Source organism: Arthrobacter sp. MAHUQ-56 (assembly GCF_019710585.1).
GTDB lineage: Bacteria > Actinomycetota > Actinomycetes > Actinomycetales > Micrococcaceae > Arthrobacter.
In genome coordinates, this window is the sequence record NZ_JAIFZQ010000020.1 from 186,437 (window position 1) to 203,668 (window position 17,232).

A 17,232-nucleotide genomic window follows, 5' to 3' on the forward strand; every position below is an offset into this window, starting at 1 on the left:
CTACGCGCGGCCCTTGAGGATCAGGTTCCAATAGATCCTGGGGAACAGGTCGCGGTCCACCACCCAGGACAGCTTGCTCTCGTTCCAGGTGGGGACCCGGGGGATGGTGGGCATGGGACGGTAGCGGTCGTCGAACTCGGCGAACACCACCGTGTCCCGCGAGACCGTGAACGGGCACACCGAGTACCCGTTGTACTTGGCTTTCAGCGGCTTGCCTTTCCGCGCCGCCACGAGGTTCTTCGCCAGGACCTTGGCCTGTTTGCGCAGCGAGCCCCCGGACTTGGAATTCGTGGTGCCGGCGGCATCGCCGAGGGACCAGACATTGGGGTAGCGGAGGTGCCGGAGCGTCTGCCGGTCAACCTCCACGAACCCGCCGGCATCCCCCGGATTTGGCAGGGTGGTGGACTTCAGCCAGTCCGGAGCCGACTGCGGCGGTACGGCGTTGAGCACGTCATACGCCAGGTCTTCGGTGGTGTTGGCTGCGTTGTCACGGATGGTGGCCTTGCGTTCGGCCGGGTTCACCGCCACCAGTTCGCTGTTGGTGCGCAGCTCGATCCCGTACTCGGCAATCTTGCGGTCCAGCTCCCGGTCCACTTCCGGGACGCCGAACACGGTGGGATACGGCTGGACCATCACCACGCGGATCTTGTCCAGTACCCCCTGTTCCCGCCAGTAGTCACAGGCCAGGTACATCGGCTTCTGGCTTGCCCCGCCGCACTTGATGGGCCCGGCAGGCATCGTGAACACCGCCGTTCCGGCCGTCAGGCTGCTCAGGAGCGTCCACGCCTTGGGGGCGAGGTCGAACTCGTAGTGCGATGCCCCGTGGGGCGAGTGCACGGCCTCGGCCAGTCCCGGCACGGCCGCCCAGTCGAACTGCAGCCCCGGGCACACCACCAACTGCCCGTAGCCCACCACGGCGCCTGAGGCGAGGGTGACGGTGTTGGCCTCCGGGTCGACGTCGGCAGCGGCGTCATGGATCCAGGTGACGCCTTTGGGCGTGACGGATTCCTGGGTCCGGATGGCTTCCCCGGCCTGGGCGCGGCCGCCGGCGATATGCGAGAACAGCGGCTGGTAAAGATGGTGGTCCTTGGGCTCGATCACTGCCACGTCCTTGACGCCGTAGCGGTGTAGCCGCGCGGCCAGGGAGATGCCGGCGTTGCCGCCGCCGATGATGAGGACCTCGTGCCGGGCAGCCATGGCGCTACTTCTTCTCGGTCAGGGCCGATGCCTTGTGCGCTGCGCGGGCGCCGGTCTTCTCCGACTCCACCACGTACTGCGGTTCATCATCGCTGGCGCGGTGGGTGTTGCCGTCCAGCTCGAAGTCGCTGGTCTTCTTTTCCACGATCTTCCCGTGCGTCTTGCCCTGGGAGGTGTTCCACTCCACGCGCGTTCCCTTGCTCAATGACATCTGGACTCCTTAGCTGGGCGATACGTGGGTGTGTGCTGTTCTGCGCCCCCGGTTACCCCAGGGCGCCCCGGAGCCAATAGTAAGCATGGCTACCTTGTTTTGGCAGCTGCGGGACCGAACCGGAGGCAGGTCTGTGGCAGTACGGGATGGCGGGCATTGACACCGGCTGCGTCCAGGTCCATGCTGTCCCTGCCGGCCGCGCCCGGCCGGCATCAGGTGCCTTTCAAAGGAGAACGCTGTGCCTGTTGTGGAAGAAAGCGTCGTCATTCCCCGGCCACCGCAGGAGGTCTTCGATTTCCTGTCGAACTTCAACAATGTCGCTGTCTACGATTCTTCGGTTACGTCGTCGGAGCAGCTGGGCGACGGCCCCGCGGGAGTGGGCACCCGCGGCCGGGGAACCAGCAAAGTCATGGGGCGGCATTTCGACTGGACTGTCGAGGTCACCGAATTCGATCCGCCCCGGCGCATGGTGTCCCGGTCGGTGGAAGGGAAGCTCGACTTCGCAGTGACGTTCACGCTGGAACCTGCCGACGGCGGGACGCGCGTCACGCAGCGGATTGACGCTGCGTCAGGCCTCGGCGGCATCTTTGGCAAGCTGGCCGACCCGCTGGTGGAGAGGGCGCAGGGCCGGACCGTCCGGGCCAATCTCGAGACCCTGGCGGAATGGATGGCCGAGCACCCGCAGCCCTGATCATCCGGCGACGGTCAGCGTTCGACGGCGGCAGGACGCCGCCGTCGAACATCAAACCGGGCCGGGTGCCGGTGCAGTGCAGCCGTGGCCTTGTTGCAGGCCGCCCAGTACGCCACCCCCGCCGCCAGCGATGCGCCCACGGCCAGGGGCAGCCCCACGCCGGCCAGCGGGGGATAGACCAGCCAGTGCACCAGGTAGATGTGCATGGACGCGCTGGCCAGCAGGACGGTCAGGCGGCTCGCGGCACGCGGCACGCGGAGGGTTGGGAGCCAAGTGAGCAGCAGGATGCCGGCGATCACGGTGAGGTCCCGGTTGGGGTTCTCGAAGAAGCCCGGGACAGTGAGGAGTGCCAAGGCTGTGACCAGGCAGCGCTGCGGAAGGTTCCGGGCGCGCGCCACCGCCCAGCCCAGGGCGAAGAGCCAGAAAGCGGGAACGGTGTGCGGGACGTCCGGATCCACCAGTTCGAAGCGCGTCAGCAGTCCGGCGCCGAACAGGGCCAGGGGGTAAAGGAACGGGAACCGGCGCTCACTGCGGTGCAGCCACGGGATGGCGAGCAGGGCGGTCATGGCCAGGAGCATGTAGACGATGACCTCGATGAACCAGAAATGCCACTGCGTCGTCACCTTCTCGGGGCCGAGGATGGCGTTCAGCAGCACGATGTTCACAGGGCTGTAGCGGTCGGTGACCAGGAACGCGAACGCGATGAACACCATGCTGGGCACCACGATCCGCGCCACGCTGGTGAGTTGGCGGCGCAGGCGGGCGGCACCTTCGCCGGCCAGTTGGAAGCGGGCGAAGTTGAAGCCCGCGGCCGCTATCAGGACGTGCGCCATGCCCTGCCACTCGAACAGCCCGATATGGGTGCTGACGATGAAGACGATGCCCACCGCCCGCAGGACGATGCTGGTGTCCATCGGTGCGAGGAACCGTTGCCCGAGGGGAATCTTCGCGTCCGGAGTTGCCTGCGCTTTCGGCTCCAGGTCGCGGACCGCCGTGACGTGCCAGTCCGGCGGCAGGTGCCCCAGCAACTGCTCGAGCCGGACCGAGGCCGCCACGAAGGAGAGGGAGTCGCCGCCGAGCGAGACGAAGGTGTCCGTGCCGGAGATGCCGGTCCGTTCCAGGGTGTCCTCGAAGATCCGGCGGACGCTGTCCGGCGCGGAGGCAGAGGGTTCGCGCGGGGCGTGGGTATCCCGGGCCTCCGGCAGCGCCGCCACGGCAGGGTAGTCGATCTTGCCCGTCGCCAGGCGTGGCAGTTCGTCCACCGCGTGGAGGTCGACGGCGGCGCGGGGCAGGCCCAGGCCCTGTGCCAGGACCTTCGCCAGCAGCTGGGTGTCGTGCCGGCCTTCGATGGCGACGACGATGCTCCGGTCGCTGCCCGTGCTGGCCGCCGTGACCCCCATGTCCGCCAGGAGGCGCTCCACCTGGCCGAGATCGACCCTGAGTCCCACGATCTTGACGAACCGGCTGCGCCGTCCCAGGAGTTCGTAGAGCCCGGCGTCGTTCACCCGCGCAAGGTCGCCGGTGCGCAGCTCCGTCACGGTCCGGCCCAGCGCCAAATCGCGGGGGTGTTCGGCGTAGCCCAGCATCACGTTGGGTCCGGTATACACGAGTTCGCCGTCGGCCAGCCCGTCCACGGGGTCGATCCGGAAGGACCCGCCGGGGACCGGGACGCCGATGGCGCCGGCATGGTCCGCGGCGAGATGCGGCGGCAGGTAGGCCATCCGCGCCGTGGCTTCCGTCTGCCCGTACATGACGAAAAGGTCCCAGCCCTGCCGGCGTCCCAGGTCTGCGTAGTGCCGTACACGGTCGGGATCGAGCCGGCCGCCGGCCTGGGTGACGTAGCGCAGGGACGGCAGCTCCATGTCGGCGAAGCCGACGCGTTCCAGCAGTTCGAAGGTGTAGGGCACTGCCGCGAACGAGGTTGCCTGCCGGTGCCGGAACAGCTCCCAAAAGCACGGATCAACCACGGACAGGCCGGTCAGGACCAGGCTGGCTCCGCGCAGCAGATGGCTGTTGATCACCGAAAGCCCGTAGCAGTAGGACATGGGCAGCGTGGTGGCCGCACGGTCTGCGGAGGTGATTCTGAGGTAGGTGGCGATCGATTCGGCGTTGGCCTGCAGGTTCGCGTGGGAGAGCCGCACCAGCTTGGGCGAGCCCGTGGAGCCGGAGGTGCTCAGGAGCAGGGCCAGGTCCGGGTGCAGCTCGTGCCGGGTCCCGGGCCGGCGTTCGTCCAGTTGCAGCCCGCCCCTGGCCGGCTGCAGCAGCACGTCCGGGTCGTAGGCGGCGACGAGGGACGCAAGGGCGGCGGGCTTGTCTTCCGGAAGCAGGATCAGCGGGTGCCCGCCCGCCAGCGCGGCAAGGTACGCCACCAGCGAGTCGACGTCGTTCGACGCCGCCAGGGCGACCAGCCGGCGTTCGCTGCCCAGCCTGGCGGCGAGGTCTTCGACACGCCCGGCGAGCTCGCGGTAGGTCAGGGTAAGCCCGTCGGCGTGGATGGCAGGGCTGTCTCCAAAGCCGGCAAGGCCGGCGGCGAAAGATGCCCGCGCGTGGTCAAGCTGCGTGGTCATCCGTCGATGTTATTAGTTAAGGCTTACCTAACAAAAATCGCCGTTATAGGAAAGTCGCTGGAGAAATACGGGTCCTACTTCAGCCCCGCCCCGGGGAGGAGCGCGGTGGCGCCCAGCGAATCGGCGATGAACGCGTAGTCCCACGCCCGTTCCCGCCACTGCACGTACCGTCCGGACGCGCCGCCGTGCCCGCCGTCCATCTCGATCTTCATGACGATGGGCTCGGAACCGGTGGTCTTGTTCCGCAGCTCCTGCACCCACTTGGCGGGTTCCACGTACAGGACGCGGGTGTCATTGAAGGATGTGACCGCCGCGATTTTCGGGTAGGCCACCTCCCGGACGTTCTCGTAGGGGGAGTAGGACTTCATGTAGGCGTACGCCTGCGGGTCCGTGATCGGGTTGCCCCATTCCTCCCACTCCAGCGCGGACAGTGGCAGGTCGGGATCGAGGATGCTGGTGAGGGGGTCCACGAACGGCACCTGCGCCACGATTGCCGCATACTTTTCCGGGGCCATGTTGGCCACCGCGCCCATCAGCAGGCCGCCCGCGGAGCCGCCCAGGGCGGCGATCCGGGCCGGATCCACCCACCCGGAGTTTGCCAGCCAGTCCGTGGCATCAATGAAGTCGGTGAAGGTGTTCTTCTTGGTGAGTTTCTTGCCGTCCTCATACCAGTGCCGGCCCAGCTCGCCGCCGCCGCGGATGTGCGCGATCACGAACACCACGCCCCGGTCCAGCAGCGACAGCCGCGCAATGCCGAACCCGGGATCCATGCTCATCTCGTAGGAGCCGTACCCGTAGACCAGCCCGGCCGCCGTCGCATCCTGCTTGACGGACTTGTGCCGCAGCACTGAGAGCGGGATGCGGGTGCCGTCCCCCGCCGTCGCCCACTCGCGGGTGGCCACGTAGTCGCTGCCGTCGTAGCCGCCCAGGACGGGGCTTTCCTTGCGCAGCAGCAGGTCCCCGGCGGGCTGCTCCGGCGTGGGGAGCACGAAGTCGTAGATGCGCGACGGCGTGAAGTAGGACGTGTAGCCCAGGCGGATAACGGGGGCGTCGTAGTCCGAGCCGCCCACGCCCGCCGTGTACAGCTCCTCGTCGAAGGCCGGTTCCACGGGTGCCTGCTGCGCCGGCGTCCCCAGCCCGGCCAGGCCCATTACCTGGACCCGTTCGATGGTGTCCTTGCGGATGGAGACGATGAGGTGCGTGGCGGTGACGCCCGCCCCGTTGACGCGGACCTCGTCGGAATGCTCGACGACGGTCTGCCAGGACTGCCCGGCCAGGGGCTTTTCCAGCTCGGCCGGGTCCGCCAGGGAGACCATGGAGTTGATGGCGCCGCGGTTGTGCGTGAGGAGGATTTTCTCTGTCTTCTGCCCGTCCGGGCCTTCGAGCAGGAAGGGCTCTGCTTCGTAGAGGACCCGCTCGTTGCGGGAGATCACCGTGGTCAGGGTCTGGGTGGGGTCGTCGAAGCGCAGCAGTCGGGTTTCGCTGTACTCCGAGCACCCGATGCCCAGCACCAGGTGGCGCCGGTCCGCGGAGAGCTCGAAGCCGAGCCACATGGCGGCGTCGTCCTCCTGGTAGATCACCGTGTCCTCGGCCACGGGCGTGCCGAGCACGTGTGCCTTCACCTGGTACGGCCGCCAGGAGTCGTCCACCACCGTGTAGAAGATCCGGGTGCCGTCGGGTGAGAACGCAACGCCGTAGAAGATGTTCTCGATGACATCCGGCAGCAGTTCGCCGGTGCGCAGGTCTTTGATCCGGAGGGTGAAGCGTTCGTCGCCGGAATTGTCCACGGCGTAGGCGTAGAGGGTGCCGTCAATCGTTACGGCAGTGCCGCCCACGGAGAAGAACGGCTTGCCCTCGGCTTCCACGTTGCCGTCCAGCAGGACTTCCTCGCCGGGGATTTCGACGCCGGCCTCCACCGCGGGCGGTGTCCAGTCGGCCACCTTGTCGCCGGTGTCCAGGGCCTTGACGCGGCAGTGGATGCCGTATTCCTTGCCTTCGGCGGAACGGCTGAAGTACCACCAGCCGTCCTTGCGGTGCGGGACGGAAAGATCGGTTTCCTGGGTGCGGCCCTTGATCTCCTGGAAGATCGCCTCGCGCAGCGGTTCCTGGTGCGCGGTGACCGCTTCCTGGTACGCATTCTCGGCCCGCAGGTGCTCGATGACCTCGGCGGATTCCTTGTCCCGGAGCCACTCGTAGTTGTCCACGTACGTTTCCCCGTGGTGGGTCCGTTCGGTGGGGATCTTCTTGGCGACCGGGGGTGCCGGGATGGCGGTGTTGGTGGCGTCCTGCAGGGGAGTGGAGGTCATGGATTCAATATATAGACCAGCCCCCGCCACAAGGCAGGCCGTTCGCTGACGGGGGAGAGGAGGCGCGGAGGGGGCCAAAGACTCTGGGGTGTGCTGGCTGGTACCGGCAGGCTGGAAGGACAGTTGCAGGCGGGGGCAGGAAGGAGATGCCATGTCACCCGAGCCAGGTCCGGCACCCACGAACCAAGGCATGGCGTGCTGTTGCCCGTTGCATGGGAACCAGCTGCGCACTGCTCGCCCGCCGGCGGGTCTACCTGCCGAAGGGGCAGGTGGGCAGGATGCTGCGCTTCGCGGACGGAAGCACCGCGCGTGTCTACCGGGAGACCGCCGTCCTCCGTCAACCGCCCCGGGAGCCGTGCGTCCTGGTTGTTTCGTTCAGGCTCCGGCTGGTGCGGGGCAGGGCGCACCGGCTCTTCGAGGCCGAAAGCATCCTGAACACTCCGTTGTTCGTCGGCTTCCCGGGGTTCGTCTCCAAGCTCTGGTGCGCCCATGACACGTTCGGCGCCTACCGCGGCCTCTACGAGTGGGATGGTCCGGCGCAGGCGGAGGATTACGCCGCTGCCCTGTGGCGGGTCCTGGAACTGGTCAGCGTGCCCGGGTCCATCAGCTACAAAGTGCTGCCCGGGCTGCACCGGGATGAAGCGCTGGCGGATCCGGCGCGCATGCTCACCACAGCGGAACCGGACCACTCCTGGTGGCGGCTGCTCAGCCGGGCGTAACGGCGCTCGGTAGTGGTGCCGGGTAGCGGAGGAACGGCGGGTCATGGTGGCAGCGGAAGGTCCGACGGCGGACACGGACGTCCTGGCGGTCGGTGCCGGACCCGCGGGACTCGCCACAGCCCTCCAGGCCCATGCCCACGGCGCGACGGTGCGCGTGGTGGACCGGCGGACGGAGCGGTTCCGCCCTTCCCGGGCCATGATGCTGCACGCCCGTGCGCTTGAGGGACTGCGCCCGCTGGGTGTCACCGATGCACTGCTGGCCAGGGCCGACACCGGGCCGGAGGCGCGCATCCACCTGGGCCAGCGGGTCGTCGACGCCCGGATGGGCCACGCAGACCTGCCGGACACAGCCTTTCCGCACCTGACCCTGGTTCGGCAGGCCGACGTCGAGGATGTCCTGTGGCGGGAGCTCCAGGCCCGGGGCGTGCCGGTGGACTGGGGGGTGGAGTTCCGGGGCTTGGCGCCGGAAGAAACGGAAGGCCTCGTCTGCGCCGGCCTGCACAGGAACGGGCGCGGCCCCGAACTGCACCGCAGCCGGTTCCTGGCCGGCTGCGACGGGCAGTCCAGCACCGTCCGCTCCGTCCTGGGTGTCCCGTGGCGCGGCGGGCCCTATCCCGTGGAGGCAGTGCTGGCGGACCTGGAGCTCGACGGCGCCCTGGATCCCGGTGTGCTGCACGCCGCCGTCGGACGCTCCGGGCTGGCGTTCCTGTTCGCACTCGGCGAGGGTGCCACGTGGCGCCTGCTGGCCACCCGCCTGGCCGAACCGTCGCCGGACGCCCGCTTCGGGCAGCCCGGCCCGGCCATACCGCCCGCGGACGTGGCACGGCTGGTCCGGGAATCGGGGCTGGGAGCCACCGTCCGGGACATGCGCTGGTCGGCGAAGATCCCGCTCCAGCACCGCCTGGCCGGCACGTTCGGCGCCGGCCGCATCTTCCTGGCCGGGGACGCTGCGCACGCCCACTCTCCGGCCGGGGGACAGGGCATGAACAACGGGATCCTCGACGCGCTCAACCTCGGCTGGAAGCTTGGTTTCGCCTCGACCGCCGGCGGCCCCCTTCCGGAACTGCTCGCCAGCTACGGTCAGGAGCGGCGGCTCGCGGCACGGCGCGTGCTTGCCCTGACGCACCTCATCTTCTTCTTCGAAGCCTCGCCACATCCCGCCGCCCGCCTGGTCCGCGGCCTGCTGCCCGCTGTTGCCCCGCTGCTGCCGGTGCTGCTCCGCCGGCGGCGCCTCACGTCGCTGGGGATCAGGCTGCTGGCCCAGCCCTTCGTCCGGTACCGGCACAGCGCGCTGTCGCTGGACGCCGCACCGCGGAACGGCAGATGGCCGCGGCCCGGCGACCGCCTGCCGGACGCACCGGCCAGTCTAGAGGGCCGCCCGGTCCGCCTGCACGGGCTGACCGCGGCGCCCGGGGTCCACCTCTTCCTGGAGCGCGACGCCGGCCCGGACGCCCTGGGCACGGACCTTGCCAAGGAGATGGCCGCGCCGGCCGCGGCGGAACGCGGGCCGCTGGTCCACGTCCACCGGCTCACCAGCCATCCCGGCCGGGGCATCGTTGCGGTCCGTCCGGACGGATACGTGGGCTTCCGCTGCGGCGAGGTGGATCCTGGCCAGCTGCGCGCCTGGCTGCGGCTGGCAGGCGCTGTCCGGGACTGACAGCCGTGATGCTCTATCACTTTTGGCCCCTAAACCGCCGTCTTAACGACCAAAGCTGATAGAGCAACCGGAGGGTAGTTGCCGAGGGGCCGCAGGCGTATCCTGTTCAGTTCAAGGCACATCCGCCCAGCATGAGAGGGGAAGTTGCATGACCATCCCGCCAGTGCACGAACCTGAGCCGTTCCCGCCCGAGCCCGGTCCGGAGCCCACCTCCCCGGACCCCACCCAGCCGGGGCCGCCGTCGCCCAACCCGTTCCCTGCACCGCAGCCTCCCGGGCCGTTGCCCATTCCGGATCCTGGTCCCGCGCCGCTCCGTCCGGACCCCACCAGGGACTGAATTCCGGGGCAGGAAAACCCCTTGGAAAGGGGGCCTTCCGCACCTGCAGCAGCAGGGCGGAAGGCCCCCTTTTCCGTGCACTGCGGCGAAAAAATCTCCCGAAACCGGTCCCGGAACCCCTTGAAGACCTGCCTCTCTGGTGCTAAAAAATCTATATCAGCCAATACAGATCAGGCTGAGTGGAAAACGATGTTGGACCAACTCTTACGAGGAGGGAAGCCATGTTGATGCGAACCGATCCGTTCCGCGAGCTGGACAGGCTGGCCCAGCAGGTCCTCGGCACGGCTGCACGCCCGGCGGCGATGCCGATGGATGCATGGCGTGAAGGCAACGACTTTGTGGTTGCCTTCGACCTGCCCGGCGTCGCCGTGGACTCGGTGGACCTGGATGTTGAACGGAACGTGCTGACGGTGCGGGCCGAGCGCCCGGATCCCGTCGGCAAGGACACCGAACTGATCGCCTCCGAGCGGCCCCGCGGCGTCTTCAGCCGCCAGCTGATTCTTGGCGACACGCTGGACACGGAGCATGTGAAGGCCAGCTACGACGCCGGCGTCCTGACGCTGCGGATCCCCGTCGCCGAAAAGGCGAAGCCGCGCAAGATCGAGATTGAGACGAAGGGGGCAAAGCAGGAAATCGCCGCCTAGTTCCGGAAAGAATCGGGAAGCGGGTAGATCTGTTGACTGCCTTTTTGGGGCGAATCGCCACTCTGTGCACGCCACAGCGCCAGACAGCGCACCGGCAGCTGAGGCCTTAGCTTCCCGACCTGGTGGCCCCCGGCTTCGGCCGGGGGCCATCTCCGTGCCGCCGCAGTGCCGCCGGACGCTTAGGAGCCGAGTTCCAGCATCAGGGCCGGCAGTTCGTCGGACAGTTCGCGGGCGAGGAAGCCGAGCGGCCCCAGGCGGCTGGCCAGGCGGTCAGCCGCCGCGGCGTGCAGGTGCGTTCCCCAGCAGGCAGCCTGTGCGCTGCTGGTGCCGCGGGCCCGGACCCCGGCGATGGCCCCGGCCAGGACATCCCCGCTGCCCGAGGTCCCCAGACCGCCGTAGCCGGTGGTGATCTTCCACAGTTCGGGTTCCTCCGGCGCATCCCCGGGCGGCCGGGCGATCAAGCCCTGGCAGCTGACCACAGCGTCATACCGGCGCGCAATCGCGGCCACGTCCACTTCCAGGTCGTCGGGCTCCCGGCCCAGGAGGATGCCGGCCTCCGTCGGGTTCGGGGTAAGGATCAGGCGTCCGCGCCACGGGTCCAGCTGGTCCTCCAGGCCCGCCAGCGCGCCAAGCGCATAGGCATCGAGAACGACGGCGGGACCATCCGGGCGGGCACCTGCGGTGTCCTCCCGCTTGCCGTCCTCCCGCTTGAGCAGCGCCTGCAGAAGCTCCGCGGCAAGGTCCTCATCATCCAGCCCCGGGCCCACCAGGAGGGCGTCCGCCCGGTCCAGGTAGGAGCCGATCCGCTCCAGCTCGGCCGTAACTGAGCCTGCAGGCGTCTCCGGCAGGCCGATCGCCCCGCACTCGGGCAGCGCCACGCCCACCTGGACGGCAACCGACTCGGCCACGGCCAGGGTCAGCTTCCCGGCGCCGGCGCGCAGGGCGGCCACGCCCGCCAGCAGGGCTGCGCCGGGAGTGGCGCGGGCACCGCCGACCACCAGCACCGATCCGCGCGAGTACTTGTCCTCACCGGGCGCGGGCAGCGGCCAGTCACGCAGGAGCGACGGCGTCACCAACGTGGCCGCAGCCGTCTCACTTTGGCTGGACACGGGTGTCTCCGGCATGCTCGGTCACGGTGGCGCCAAACTCGGTCAGGTGGTCCGCCACGTTGAAGCTCTCCAGCGTCCAGGGGCCAGCGCCTGACGGGCGGACGAACCGGGTCACCGAGGCGTTGAGGATGGCCTCCCTGGCCGCCAGGTCCAGCAGCTCCTGCTCGCTGAGGCCTTCCAGGACGTACCTGAAGAGCATGATGACGGCATCGTGGCACACCAGCATGACGCGGTGGCCCATGCCCAGGCTGTTCAGTTCGGCCAGGACCGAGCGCAGCCGCAGGGCAACGTCCACCCAGGACTCGCCGCCCGGAGGCCGGTAGTAGAACTTGCCCAGCCAGTCCCGCCGTTCGGACTCCCCCGGGTAGCGGTTTTCCACGCCCAGCCGGGTGAGCCGGTCCAGGATGCCGAGTTCACGGTCCCGCAGCCGTTCGTCCGTGCGCACCTTCAGCGGCCACCCGGCGGTGTCCACCGCGATTTCGGCCGTCTGGCGGGCCCTGGCGTACGGGGAGGATACGACGGCGTCCGGGCGGAACTCCTCGGCGATGCGGGCCAGCGCCTTGCCCAGCGCCGTGGCCTGCTCCTTGCCCGTACCGGACAGGTCCACGTCGGCGTCCCGGGCGGGAACCTCGATGACCTCCACCCCGGCGGCGCGCGCCTCGGTGGCTGCCACGTTGCCTTCGCTCTCACCGTGCCGGATCAGGAGCAGCTCCACCGCCCCGGCTTCCTGGACGGCCCCGGTCAGACCGTCCTCCTTGGAGGAAGCGCTGTTCGTAGAATCGCCCGTCAAGAAACCACCCCGTCCGATTGCCGTGCCGAATGCAGGAACACTACCAGCGGCGTACCCAGGAGGCGGGGAAAATAACAGCCGTGGCTACCGCTCGGGCGTGAGCACCTTGGAAAAGACGGTGCCGCCGTTGGCGTTCCGGAGGCTGACGGTGAAGCTGTTGTCCCCGCCCAGCTGGACATGCCCGAAGAACTGGTTTTTGCCGTCGCGCGGTGATTCGCCGGCGAAACGCCCGGCCTTGGAGAACACCACCTCCGGACCGAACGTGCCGTCCATGGCGTTGGGGCCGAAGGAGCCTGCGTTGATGGGCCCGGCGACGAATTCCCAGAACGGGTCGAAGTCGGTGAAGGCGGCACGCTCGGGGGAGTAGTGGTGGGCGGCGCAGTAGTGGACGTCGGCGGTGAGCCACACCGTGTTCTTCACGCCGTTGCGTTTGAAGGCGCTCAGTACGCCGGCGATTTCCAGCTCGCGGCCCAGCGGGGCACCCGCGTCGCGGTTGGACAGGCTTTCCTGGTTGACCGGGCCGTCCGGCACCACGATGCCCAGCGGGAGGTCGGCGGCGATCACCTTCCACGTCGCCTTGGACTTCGTCACCTCGCGGATCAGCCAGTCCACCTGCTCCTGGCCCAGGATGTTGGTGGCGTAGGGTTCCTTGCCGTCCGTGTTGGGGGACTTGAACGTGCGCATGTCCAGGCAGAAGATGTCCAGCTGCGGGCCGCGGCTGATCTTCCGGTAGATGCGCGCGGGCTGGTACTGGCCGGCGTCGTCGAACGTTCCCGGGCGCCAGATCGCCGAGCTGTCCGCAATCGGCATGTTCTCCTGCCACGCCTGCCGGCCGCGGGCAGCGAGGGTATTGACGTCCCGTACGGTGTAACGGGAGTCGTCAATGATTTGGCCGGGGTACCAGTTGTTGTGGGTCTCGTGGTCGTCCCATTGGGCGATCACCGGAACGTCCGCGAACATGGCCCGCATGTTGGCGTCCATGGAGTTGTAGCGGTGCCGGCCGCGGAACTCGGTGAGCGTTTCCGCCACCTTGGACACCTCTTCCGTGACCAGGTTCCGCCACACCCGGCCGTCCTTCTCCACCACCGATTCGGGGATGGGGCCGTCGGCGTAGATGGTGTCGCCGGAGTGGATGAAGAAGTCGGGGCGGGTCTGGTGCATGGCCCGGTAGCCGCGCATTCCCCCGATTTCCTCGTTGATGCCCCAGCCCTGGCCCGCGGTGTCGCCGGTCCACACAAAGCTTTGCCCGGACGACGCCGGGACGTCACCGCCGTTGCTGGTGTCACCGGTGCGGCCCTTGCCATTGACCGATCCTGCGTCCGGTGCCGTGCGGAAGCTGCCGCGAACCGTTTCGCCGGCAGCACCGGCTTCGTCCTCGAAGCTGATCTCCAGCGCGAAACGGGTGTTGGACGGCAGGTTGCCGGCGTGGATCTTGGCGGTGAAGTCGGAGGCCTGGGTTGCCCGGGGCCCGCGCAGCACCCGCTCGAAGGCGCCGCGCCCGCGCAGGACCTCCCCGCCGTCGTCCACTGCCCGCAGCACCGCCGTCATCCGGCCGGCGCCCGACGCCCTGGACCACAGCACCGCCGTGTCCGAGGTGACGTCGCCGGTGGCGATGCCGCTGGGCAGGGTGAGCCGGTTGCGGACCAGGGCGACGCCGGTGGACTGGCCCAACGGCGTGCCGGCGTTCGCTGCGGAGGGGGCGGAGGCGAGGGCCGCGGCGAGGATGGAGCCTTTGACGACGGTGCGGCGGGAAACGGAGGAGTTGTTGGTCATGCCCACAGGTTTCCGCCGGCGGACGCACGGACCCTGTCCCGCGGGTGAACTGAAGGTGAGCCGATGCTGAACACGGGGTGCCCCGCGGCGCGCACCGCCTACGGGACCGCGAAGTCCGCGATCCTGCCCTCCCGGAGGGCCGCCCCCACCGCCGCGATGCCGCCGTAATCGGGGAACACCACCGACTGGCCGGCCGCCATCCCCGTTCCTGCCGTGGGCAGCGTCATGGTGCCGATCGCGTTCACGTCCAGGTTCCGCAGGCTGTAGGCGAGGATGGCTGCCTGGACCGGGTCGAAGCCCTTGTCCACGGTGAGGCAGCAGGACGCGAAGTCCACCAGCGACCGGACCGCGTTCACGTCGGTGAGGGCGCCGCTGCTGGTGAACCGGGCCAGGATGGCGCGGACCATGATGCGCTGGTTCACTACCCGCTGGTAGTCCCCGTCGGTGAAGGCATGGCGCTCGCGGCTGAACTCCAGGGCTGCCTGCCCGTCAAGGTGGTTGACCCCCTGCGTGAAGGCGTGTTCGGTTTCGATGGTGGACTGGAAGGCGAAGGGGACATCCACGTCGATGCCGCCCAGGCCATCCACCATGGCCTTGAACCCGCCGAAGTCCAGCATCAGGGTGTGGTCGATGGTGATGCCCAGCAGCTGCTGCACCGTGGCGGTCGTGAGGTCGATGCCGCCGTACTCGAGCGCCGCATTGATCTTGGAGCCGCCGACGCCGGGCACGTCCACCCAGAGGTCGCGCATGATCGAGATGATGTAGAGGGCGTGCCGGTCGGCGGGAACGTGGACCACCATCAACGCATCGGAGCGTTGGTCCGAAGACTCGCCGGTGGCCGCCGTGTGGGCCGCTGCATCCCGCGCGGGAGTGCCGCGGATGTCGCTGCCGATGATCAGGATGTTCATCGGTGCGGCCGGTAGCTCGGGAATCGGGGCGGGCGGTGGCGGCGGGGGAGGGGCCGGCGGCGTTGTCTCGGACGGCGTGGGCGTAGGCGTCGGTGTTTCGCTGGGTGACGGAGTGGAGGTCTGGGTGGCGGCGGGCTGCGCCTGCTGGCCCGCACGGTTCAGGCTGAAGACCGCGATCCCGGCGGCCGCGACGAGTGCCAGCGCCAGCAGGGCGGCGATCCAGCGGCGACGGCCCAGGGCAACAATCCATGCGGGCCGGTGGGACTGTGGACGCGGGGGACCGGCGTTGCCGGGACCGCCTGGCCCGGATGGATCAGGACCGCCTGGGATGCTCATGACGCCTCCACCTCATTGTGAACAGGTGCGATCAGTGTCCGTCCGGCAACCCTTTGCTGGCTACATACGTATCCAAACTGTCACCTGCCAGCGCCTCGCTGATGTCCCTGATGGCCGCGTAATTCGGCAGGACGATCGACTGGCCGTCCACGGAGGTGCCCACGCCCAGGGTGGGAAGGGTGAACATCTCCATGTCCCCGGCCCGCACGTTGCGCAGTTCCACGGCCAGGCCGGCCAGCGCGACCGCGTTCAGGCCCCTGTCCACGCTGATGTACGGTGCCATGGAGCTGACCACGTTGTGCACCTTCACCGGGTTGAGGAGGGTCTCCGCGCTGAGGTTCTTGGCGAACAGCGCCTTCACAAACGCCTGCTGGTTCCGCACCCGCTGGTAATCGCCGTCCCTGAAGGCGTAGCGCTCGCGGACGAACTCAAGCGCGTGCCGGCCATCGAGCACCTTGGGCCCCTGCTTGAAGTTGAAGCCGTCGTGCGCGGAGACGAAGGGCTGCTTGATGTTCACCTCCACCCCGCCCAGGGCGTCGGTGAGGCCAACGAAGCCTTCAAAGTCGATCATGGCCACGTGGTCGATGCGCTGGTTGAACAAGGATTCCACCGTCTGCACCATCAGGGGCACGCCCCCGTAGGCGAGTGCAGCGTTGATTTTGGCCTGGCCGTTCCCGGGAATATCGACCCACAGGTCGCGCATCAGGGAGATGGCGAAGATGTTGGAGCGGTCCGCCGGAATGTGGATCAGCATCAGGGTGTCGGCGCGCTGGTTGGAGCTGCTGCCTGATACCGCCTCATCCACTGTGGCCCCGCGGCTGTCGCTGCCCATCACCAGGATGTTCAGGCCGCCGGCTGCTGCTCCGGCGGTGCCCTCTGCTGCGGCGGGTCCGGCCGCCGGCACGTTCCCTGGAGCGTCGGGAGCCTGCTGCCCTGCTGCTTCGCCTGCCGGCGCCTGTGAACCTGGCTGCGGGCGGCTGGACTCGGGCGGGAACGGGCTTTCAATGATCCTGGCCTGGGAATCGAACGTCTGCCCCAGGTTGAACAGGTACGCCCCGGCCGCGGCGGTTACCAGGACCACTATGCCGGCGAGCACCAGCAGGGCGGTCCGCAGGGGGTGTCGGCGGCGCGCCGGCGGTACTGCGGCGCGGCTGGCGTCTGTGCGGGAAGGGTTCAGCTGGATGCCCATTTCGGAAAATTAGCATCGGCTTCAATGGCCTTACATCGGGGGAATCCACAGAAAACCCGCAGTCTGTCCCGCAGCGGGACGCAGCATCTGGCAGGCGTCGACGCCGGTTCCGGACGCCCGGCCAGATGCTCCGTTTACGGCTGGGCGGCCGCGTCGGGGCTGGCAGCCGCGTTGAGGCGGGCGTGGCGGAGGATCGAAACGATCGCCGGCGCGAGCTGGTCCTCCATCTGCCGGTAGACCTCCGGCGCCCGGCGGTAGGGGTCCACGATGTCGTTGTCGGCCGCGTCCGGGGGAAGGGCAAGGTGCCGCACCCCGGCGGCGCGGGCCGGCAAGCCCCGCCAGAACACGGCGTTGGCAGCCAGCCAGCCGCCGTCGTCGGACGCGTCTTCCGCGGCGGTTCGGGACGCGCCCGTGCCCCGTTCGTCCAGGACGTCGAGCATGCGGGCGAACTCGCGGATGGTGAAGGTCCGCTTGAGCAGGGACGCATCCAGCTGCAGCACCTCGCCGCGGTGGCCCGAGGTCATGGTGAGTACCAGGTCCACGCCCCGCAGGATCCTGGGGGTGAGCTGACGGGCGGCGAAACCATCGGGGTCGCCGCCGAAGGTCCGTACGATGTCTGCCGAGATGGGCTGCATCGGCTCACCCACGAGTGCGCGGGTGCCGGCGCTGGACACCTCGAAGCCGCCCGGCACCACCTGGTTGAGTCCCGCCTGCAGCAGCCGTTCGGCCACGGGGGACCGGCAGATGTTGCCGGTGCAGACGGTCAGGATTCTTACTGGTGCGGATGTGTCCACGGGG

At 68.8% G+C, this 17,232-nt stretch carries 15 protein-coding genes; 5 read left to right on the plus strand and 10 right to left on the minus strand.

The window, feature by feature from the left end; all coding sequences use genetic code 11:
- Positions 1-1,197 (minus strand): NAD(P)/FAD-dependent oxidoreductase, encoded by a 1,197-nt coding sequence (locus tag K4G53_RS13230; protein ID WP_221386160.1) that lies wholly within the window; start codon positions 1,195-1,197, stop codon positions 1-3.
- Between the two features lie 4 nt (positions 1,198-1,201).
- Entirely contained in the window at positions 1,202-1,408 is a 207-nt protein-coding gene (locus K4G53_RS13235) for a DUF2945 domain-containing protein (protein ID WP_221386161.1), read from the minus strand.
- A gap of 238 nt (positions 1,409-1,646) precedes the next feature.
- Here K4G53_RS13235 and K4G53_RS13240 point away from each other — a divergent pair, with 238 nt between their 5' ends.
- Positions 1,647-2,099, plus strand: coding sequence for an SRPBCC family protein (locus tag K4G53_RS13240; protein ID WP_308287880.1), 453 nt, complete (start codon positions 1,647-1,649; stop codon positions 2,097-2,099).
- A gap of 14 nt (positions 2,100-2,113) precedes the next feature.
- Here K4G53_RS13240 and K4G53_RS13245 read toward each other — a convergent pair whose 3' ends face one another.
- Together K4G53_RS13245 and K4G53_RS13250 are read right to left on the minus strand one after the other, a co-directional pair.
- A complete protein-coding gene (locus K4G53_RS13245; protein ID WP_221386162.1) occupies positions 2,114-4,666 on the minus strand; it encodes an AMP-binding protein in 2,553 nt (850 codons plus the stop codon).
- A gap of 74 nt (positions 4,667-4,740) precedes the next feature.
- Positions 4,741-6,972: a S9 family peptidase gene (locus tag K4G53_RS13250; RefSeq protein ID WP_221386163.1), complete on the minus strand. Its 2,232-nt coding sequence runs from the start codon at positions 6,970-6,972 to the stop codon at positions 4,741-4,743.
- 212 nt (positions 6,973-7,184) lie between these two features.
- On the opposite strand from K4G53_RS13250, the gene K4G53_RS13255 reads away from it, so the two are divergent.
- The 4 genes from K4G53_RS13255 to K4G53_RS13270 all read left to right on the plus strand — a co-directional run bounded on the left by K4G53_RS13255 (position 7,185) and on the right by K4G53_RS13270 (position 10,329).
- Complete coding sequence (locus K4G53_RS13255) at positions 7,185-7,691, plus strand: hypothetical protein (protein WP_260323595.1); 507 nt, start codon at positions 7,185-7,187, stop codon at positions 7,689-7,691.
- Positions 7,692-7,734: 43 nt separating this feature from the next.
- Positions 7,735-9,348: an FAD-dependent monooxygenase gene (locus tag K4G53_RS13260; RefSeq protein ID WP_221386164.1), complete on the plus strand. Its 1,614-nt coding sequence runs from the start codon at positions 7,735-7,737 to the stop codon at positions 9,346-9,348.
- Between the two features lie 148 nt (positions 9,349-9,496).
- Positions 9,497-9,685, plus strand: coding sequence for a hypothetical protein (locus tag K4G53_RS13265; RefSeq protein WP_221386165.1), 189 nt, complete (start codon positions 9,497-9,499; stop codon positions 9,683-9,685).
- A gap of 221 nt (positions 9,686-9,906) precedes the next feature.
- Positions 9,907-10,329, plus strand: coding sequence for an Hsp20/alpha crystallin family protein (locus K4G53_RS13270; protein ID WP_221386166.1), 423 nt, complete (start codon positions 9,907-9,909; stop codon positions 10,327-10,329).
- Positions 10,330-10,508: 179 nt separating this feature from the next.
- Here K4G53_RS13270 and K4G53_RS13275 read toward each other — a convergent pair whose 3' ends face one another.
- The 6 genes from K4G53_RS13275 to K4G53_RS13300 all read right to left on the minus strand — a co-directional run bounded on the left by K4G53_RS13275 (position 10,509) and on the right by K4G53_RS13300 (position 17,228).
- Positions 10,509-11,438 carry an NAD(P)H-hydrate dehydratase gene (locus K4G53_RS13275; protein WP_308287881.1) on the minus strand — a complete coding sequence of 310 codons (930 nt, stop codon included), beginning with the start codon at positions 11,436-11,438 and terminating at the stop codon, positions 10,509-10,511.
- Complete coding sequence (locus K4G53_RS13280; protein WP_221386168.1) at positions 11,422-12,228, minus strand: histidine phosphatase family protein; 807 nt, start codon at positions 12,226-12,228, stop codon at positions 11,422-11,424. Before K4G53_RS13280 ends, K4G53_RS13275 begins: the two co-directional genes overlap by 17 nt.
- Before the next feature lie 84 nt (positions 12,229-12,312).
- A complete protein-coding gene (locus K4G53_RS13285; protein WP_221386169.1) occupies positions 12,313-14,001 on the minus strand; it encodes an alkaline phosphatase in 1,689 nt (562 codons plus the stop codon).
- A gap of 98 nt (positions 14,002-14,099) precedes the next feature.
- Positions 14,100-15,245 carry an LCP family protein gene (locus K4G53_RS13290; protein ID WP_221386170.1) on the minus strand — a complete coding sequence of 382 codons (1,146 nt, stop codon included), beginning with the start codon at positions 15,243-15,245 and terminating at the stop codon, positions 14,100-14,102.
- Between the two features lie 31 nt (positions 15,246-15,276).
- Positions 15,277-16,434: an LCP family protein gene (locus K4G53_RS13295; RefSeq protein WP_221386171.1), complete on the minus strand. Its 1,158-nt coding sequence runs from the start codon at positions 16,432-16,434 to the stop codon at positions 15,277-15,279.
- Positions 16,435-16,568: 134 nt separating this feature from the next.
- Positions 16,569-17,228 (minus strand): low molecular weight phosphatase family protein, encoded by a 660-nt coding sequence (locus tag K4G53_RS13300; protein WP_221386172.1) that lies wholly within the window; start codon positions 17,226-17,228, stop codon positions 16,569-16,571.
- Between the last annotated feature and the right edge of the window lie 4 nt (positions 17,229-17,232).

Bases quoted from the DNA above. Each gene is read 5' to 3' on its own strand.
- K4G53_RS13285 (WP_221386169.1), bottom strand. From the start codon at position 14,001: ATGACCAACAACTCCTCCGTTTCCCGCCGCACCGTCGTCAAAGGCTCC.
- K4G53_RS13295 (WP_221386171.1), bottom strand. From the start codon at position 16,434: ATGGGCATCCAGCTGAACCCTTCCCGCACAGACGCCAGCCGCGCCGCA.
- K4G53_RS13265 (WP_221386165.1), top strand. From the start codon at position 9,497: ATGACCATCCCGCCAGTGCACGAACCTGAGCCGTTCCCGCCCGAGCCC.
- K4G53_RS13230 (WP_221386160.1), bottom strand. From the start codon at position 1,197: ATGGCTGCCCGGCACGAGGTCCTCATCATCGGCGGCGGCAACGCCGGC.
- K4G53_RS13255 (WP_260323595.1), top strand. From the start codon at position 7,185: ATGGGAACCAGCTGCGCACTGCTCGCCCGCCGGCGGGTCTACCTGCCG.
- K4G53_RS13245 (WP_221386162.1), bottom strand. From the start codon at position 4,666: ATGACCACGCAGCTTGACCACGCGCGGGCATCTTTCGCCGCCGGCCTT.
- K4G53_RS13260 (WP_221386164.1), top strand. From the start codon at position 7,735: ATGGTGGCAGCGGAAGGTCCGACGGCGGACACGGACGTCCTGGCGGTC.
- K4G53_RS13290 (WP_221386170.1), bottom strand. From the start codon at position 15,245: ATGAGCATCCCAGGCGGTCCTGATCCATCCGGGCCAGGCGGTCCCGGC.
- K4G53_RS13235 (WP_221386161.1), bottom strand. From the start codon at position 1,408: ATGTCATTGAGCAAGGGAACGCGCGTGGAGTGGAACACCTCCCAGGGC.
- K4G53_RS13250 (WP_221386163.1), bottom strand. From the start codon at position 6,972: ATGACCTCCACTCCCCTGCAGGACGCCACCAACACCGCCATCCCGGCA.
- K4G53_RS13270 (WP_221386166.1), top strand. From the start codon at position 9,907: ATGTTGATGCGAACCGATCCGTTCCGCGAGCTGGACAGGCTGGCCCAG.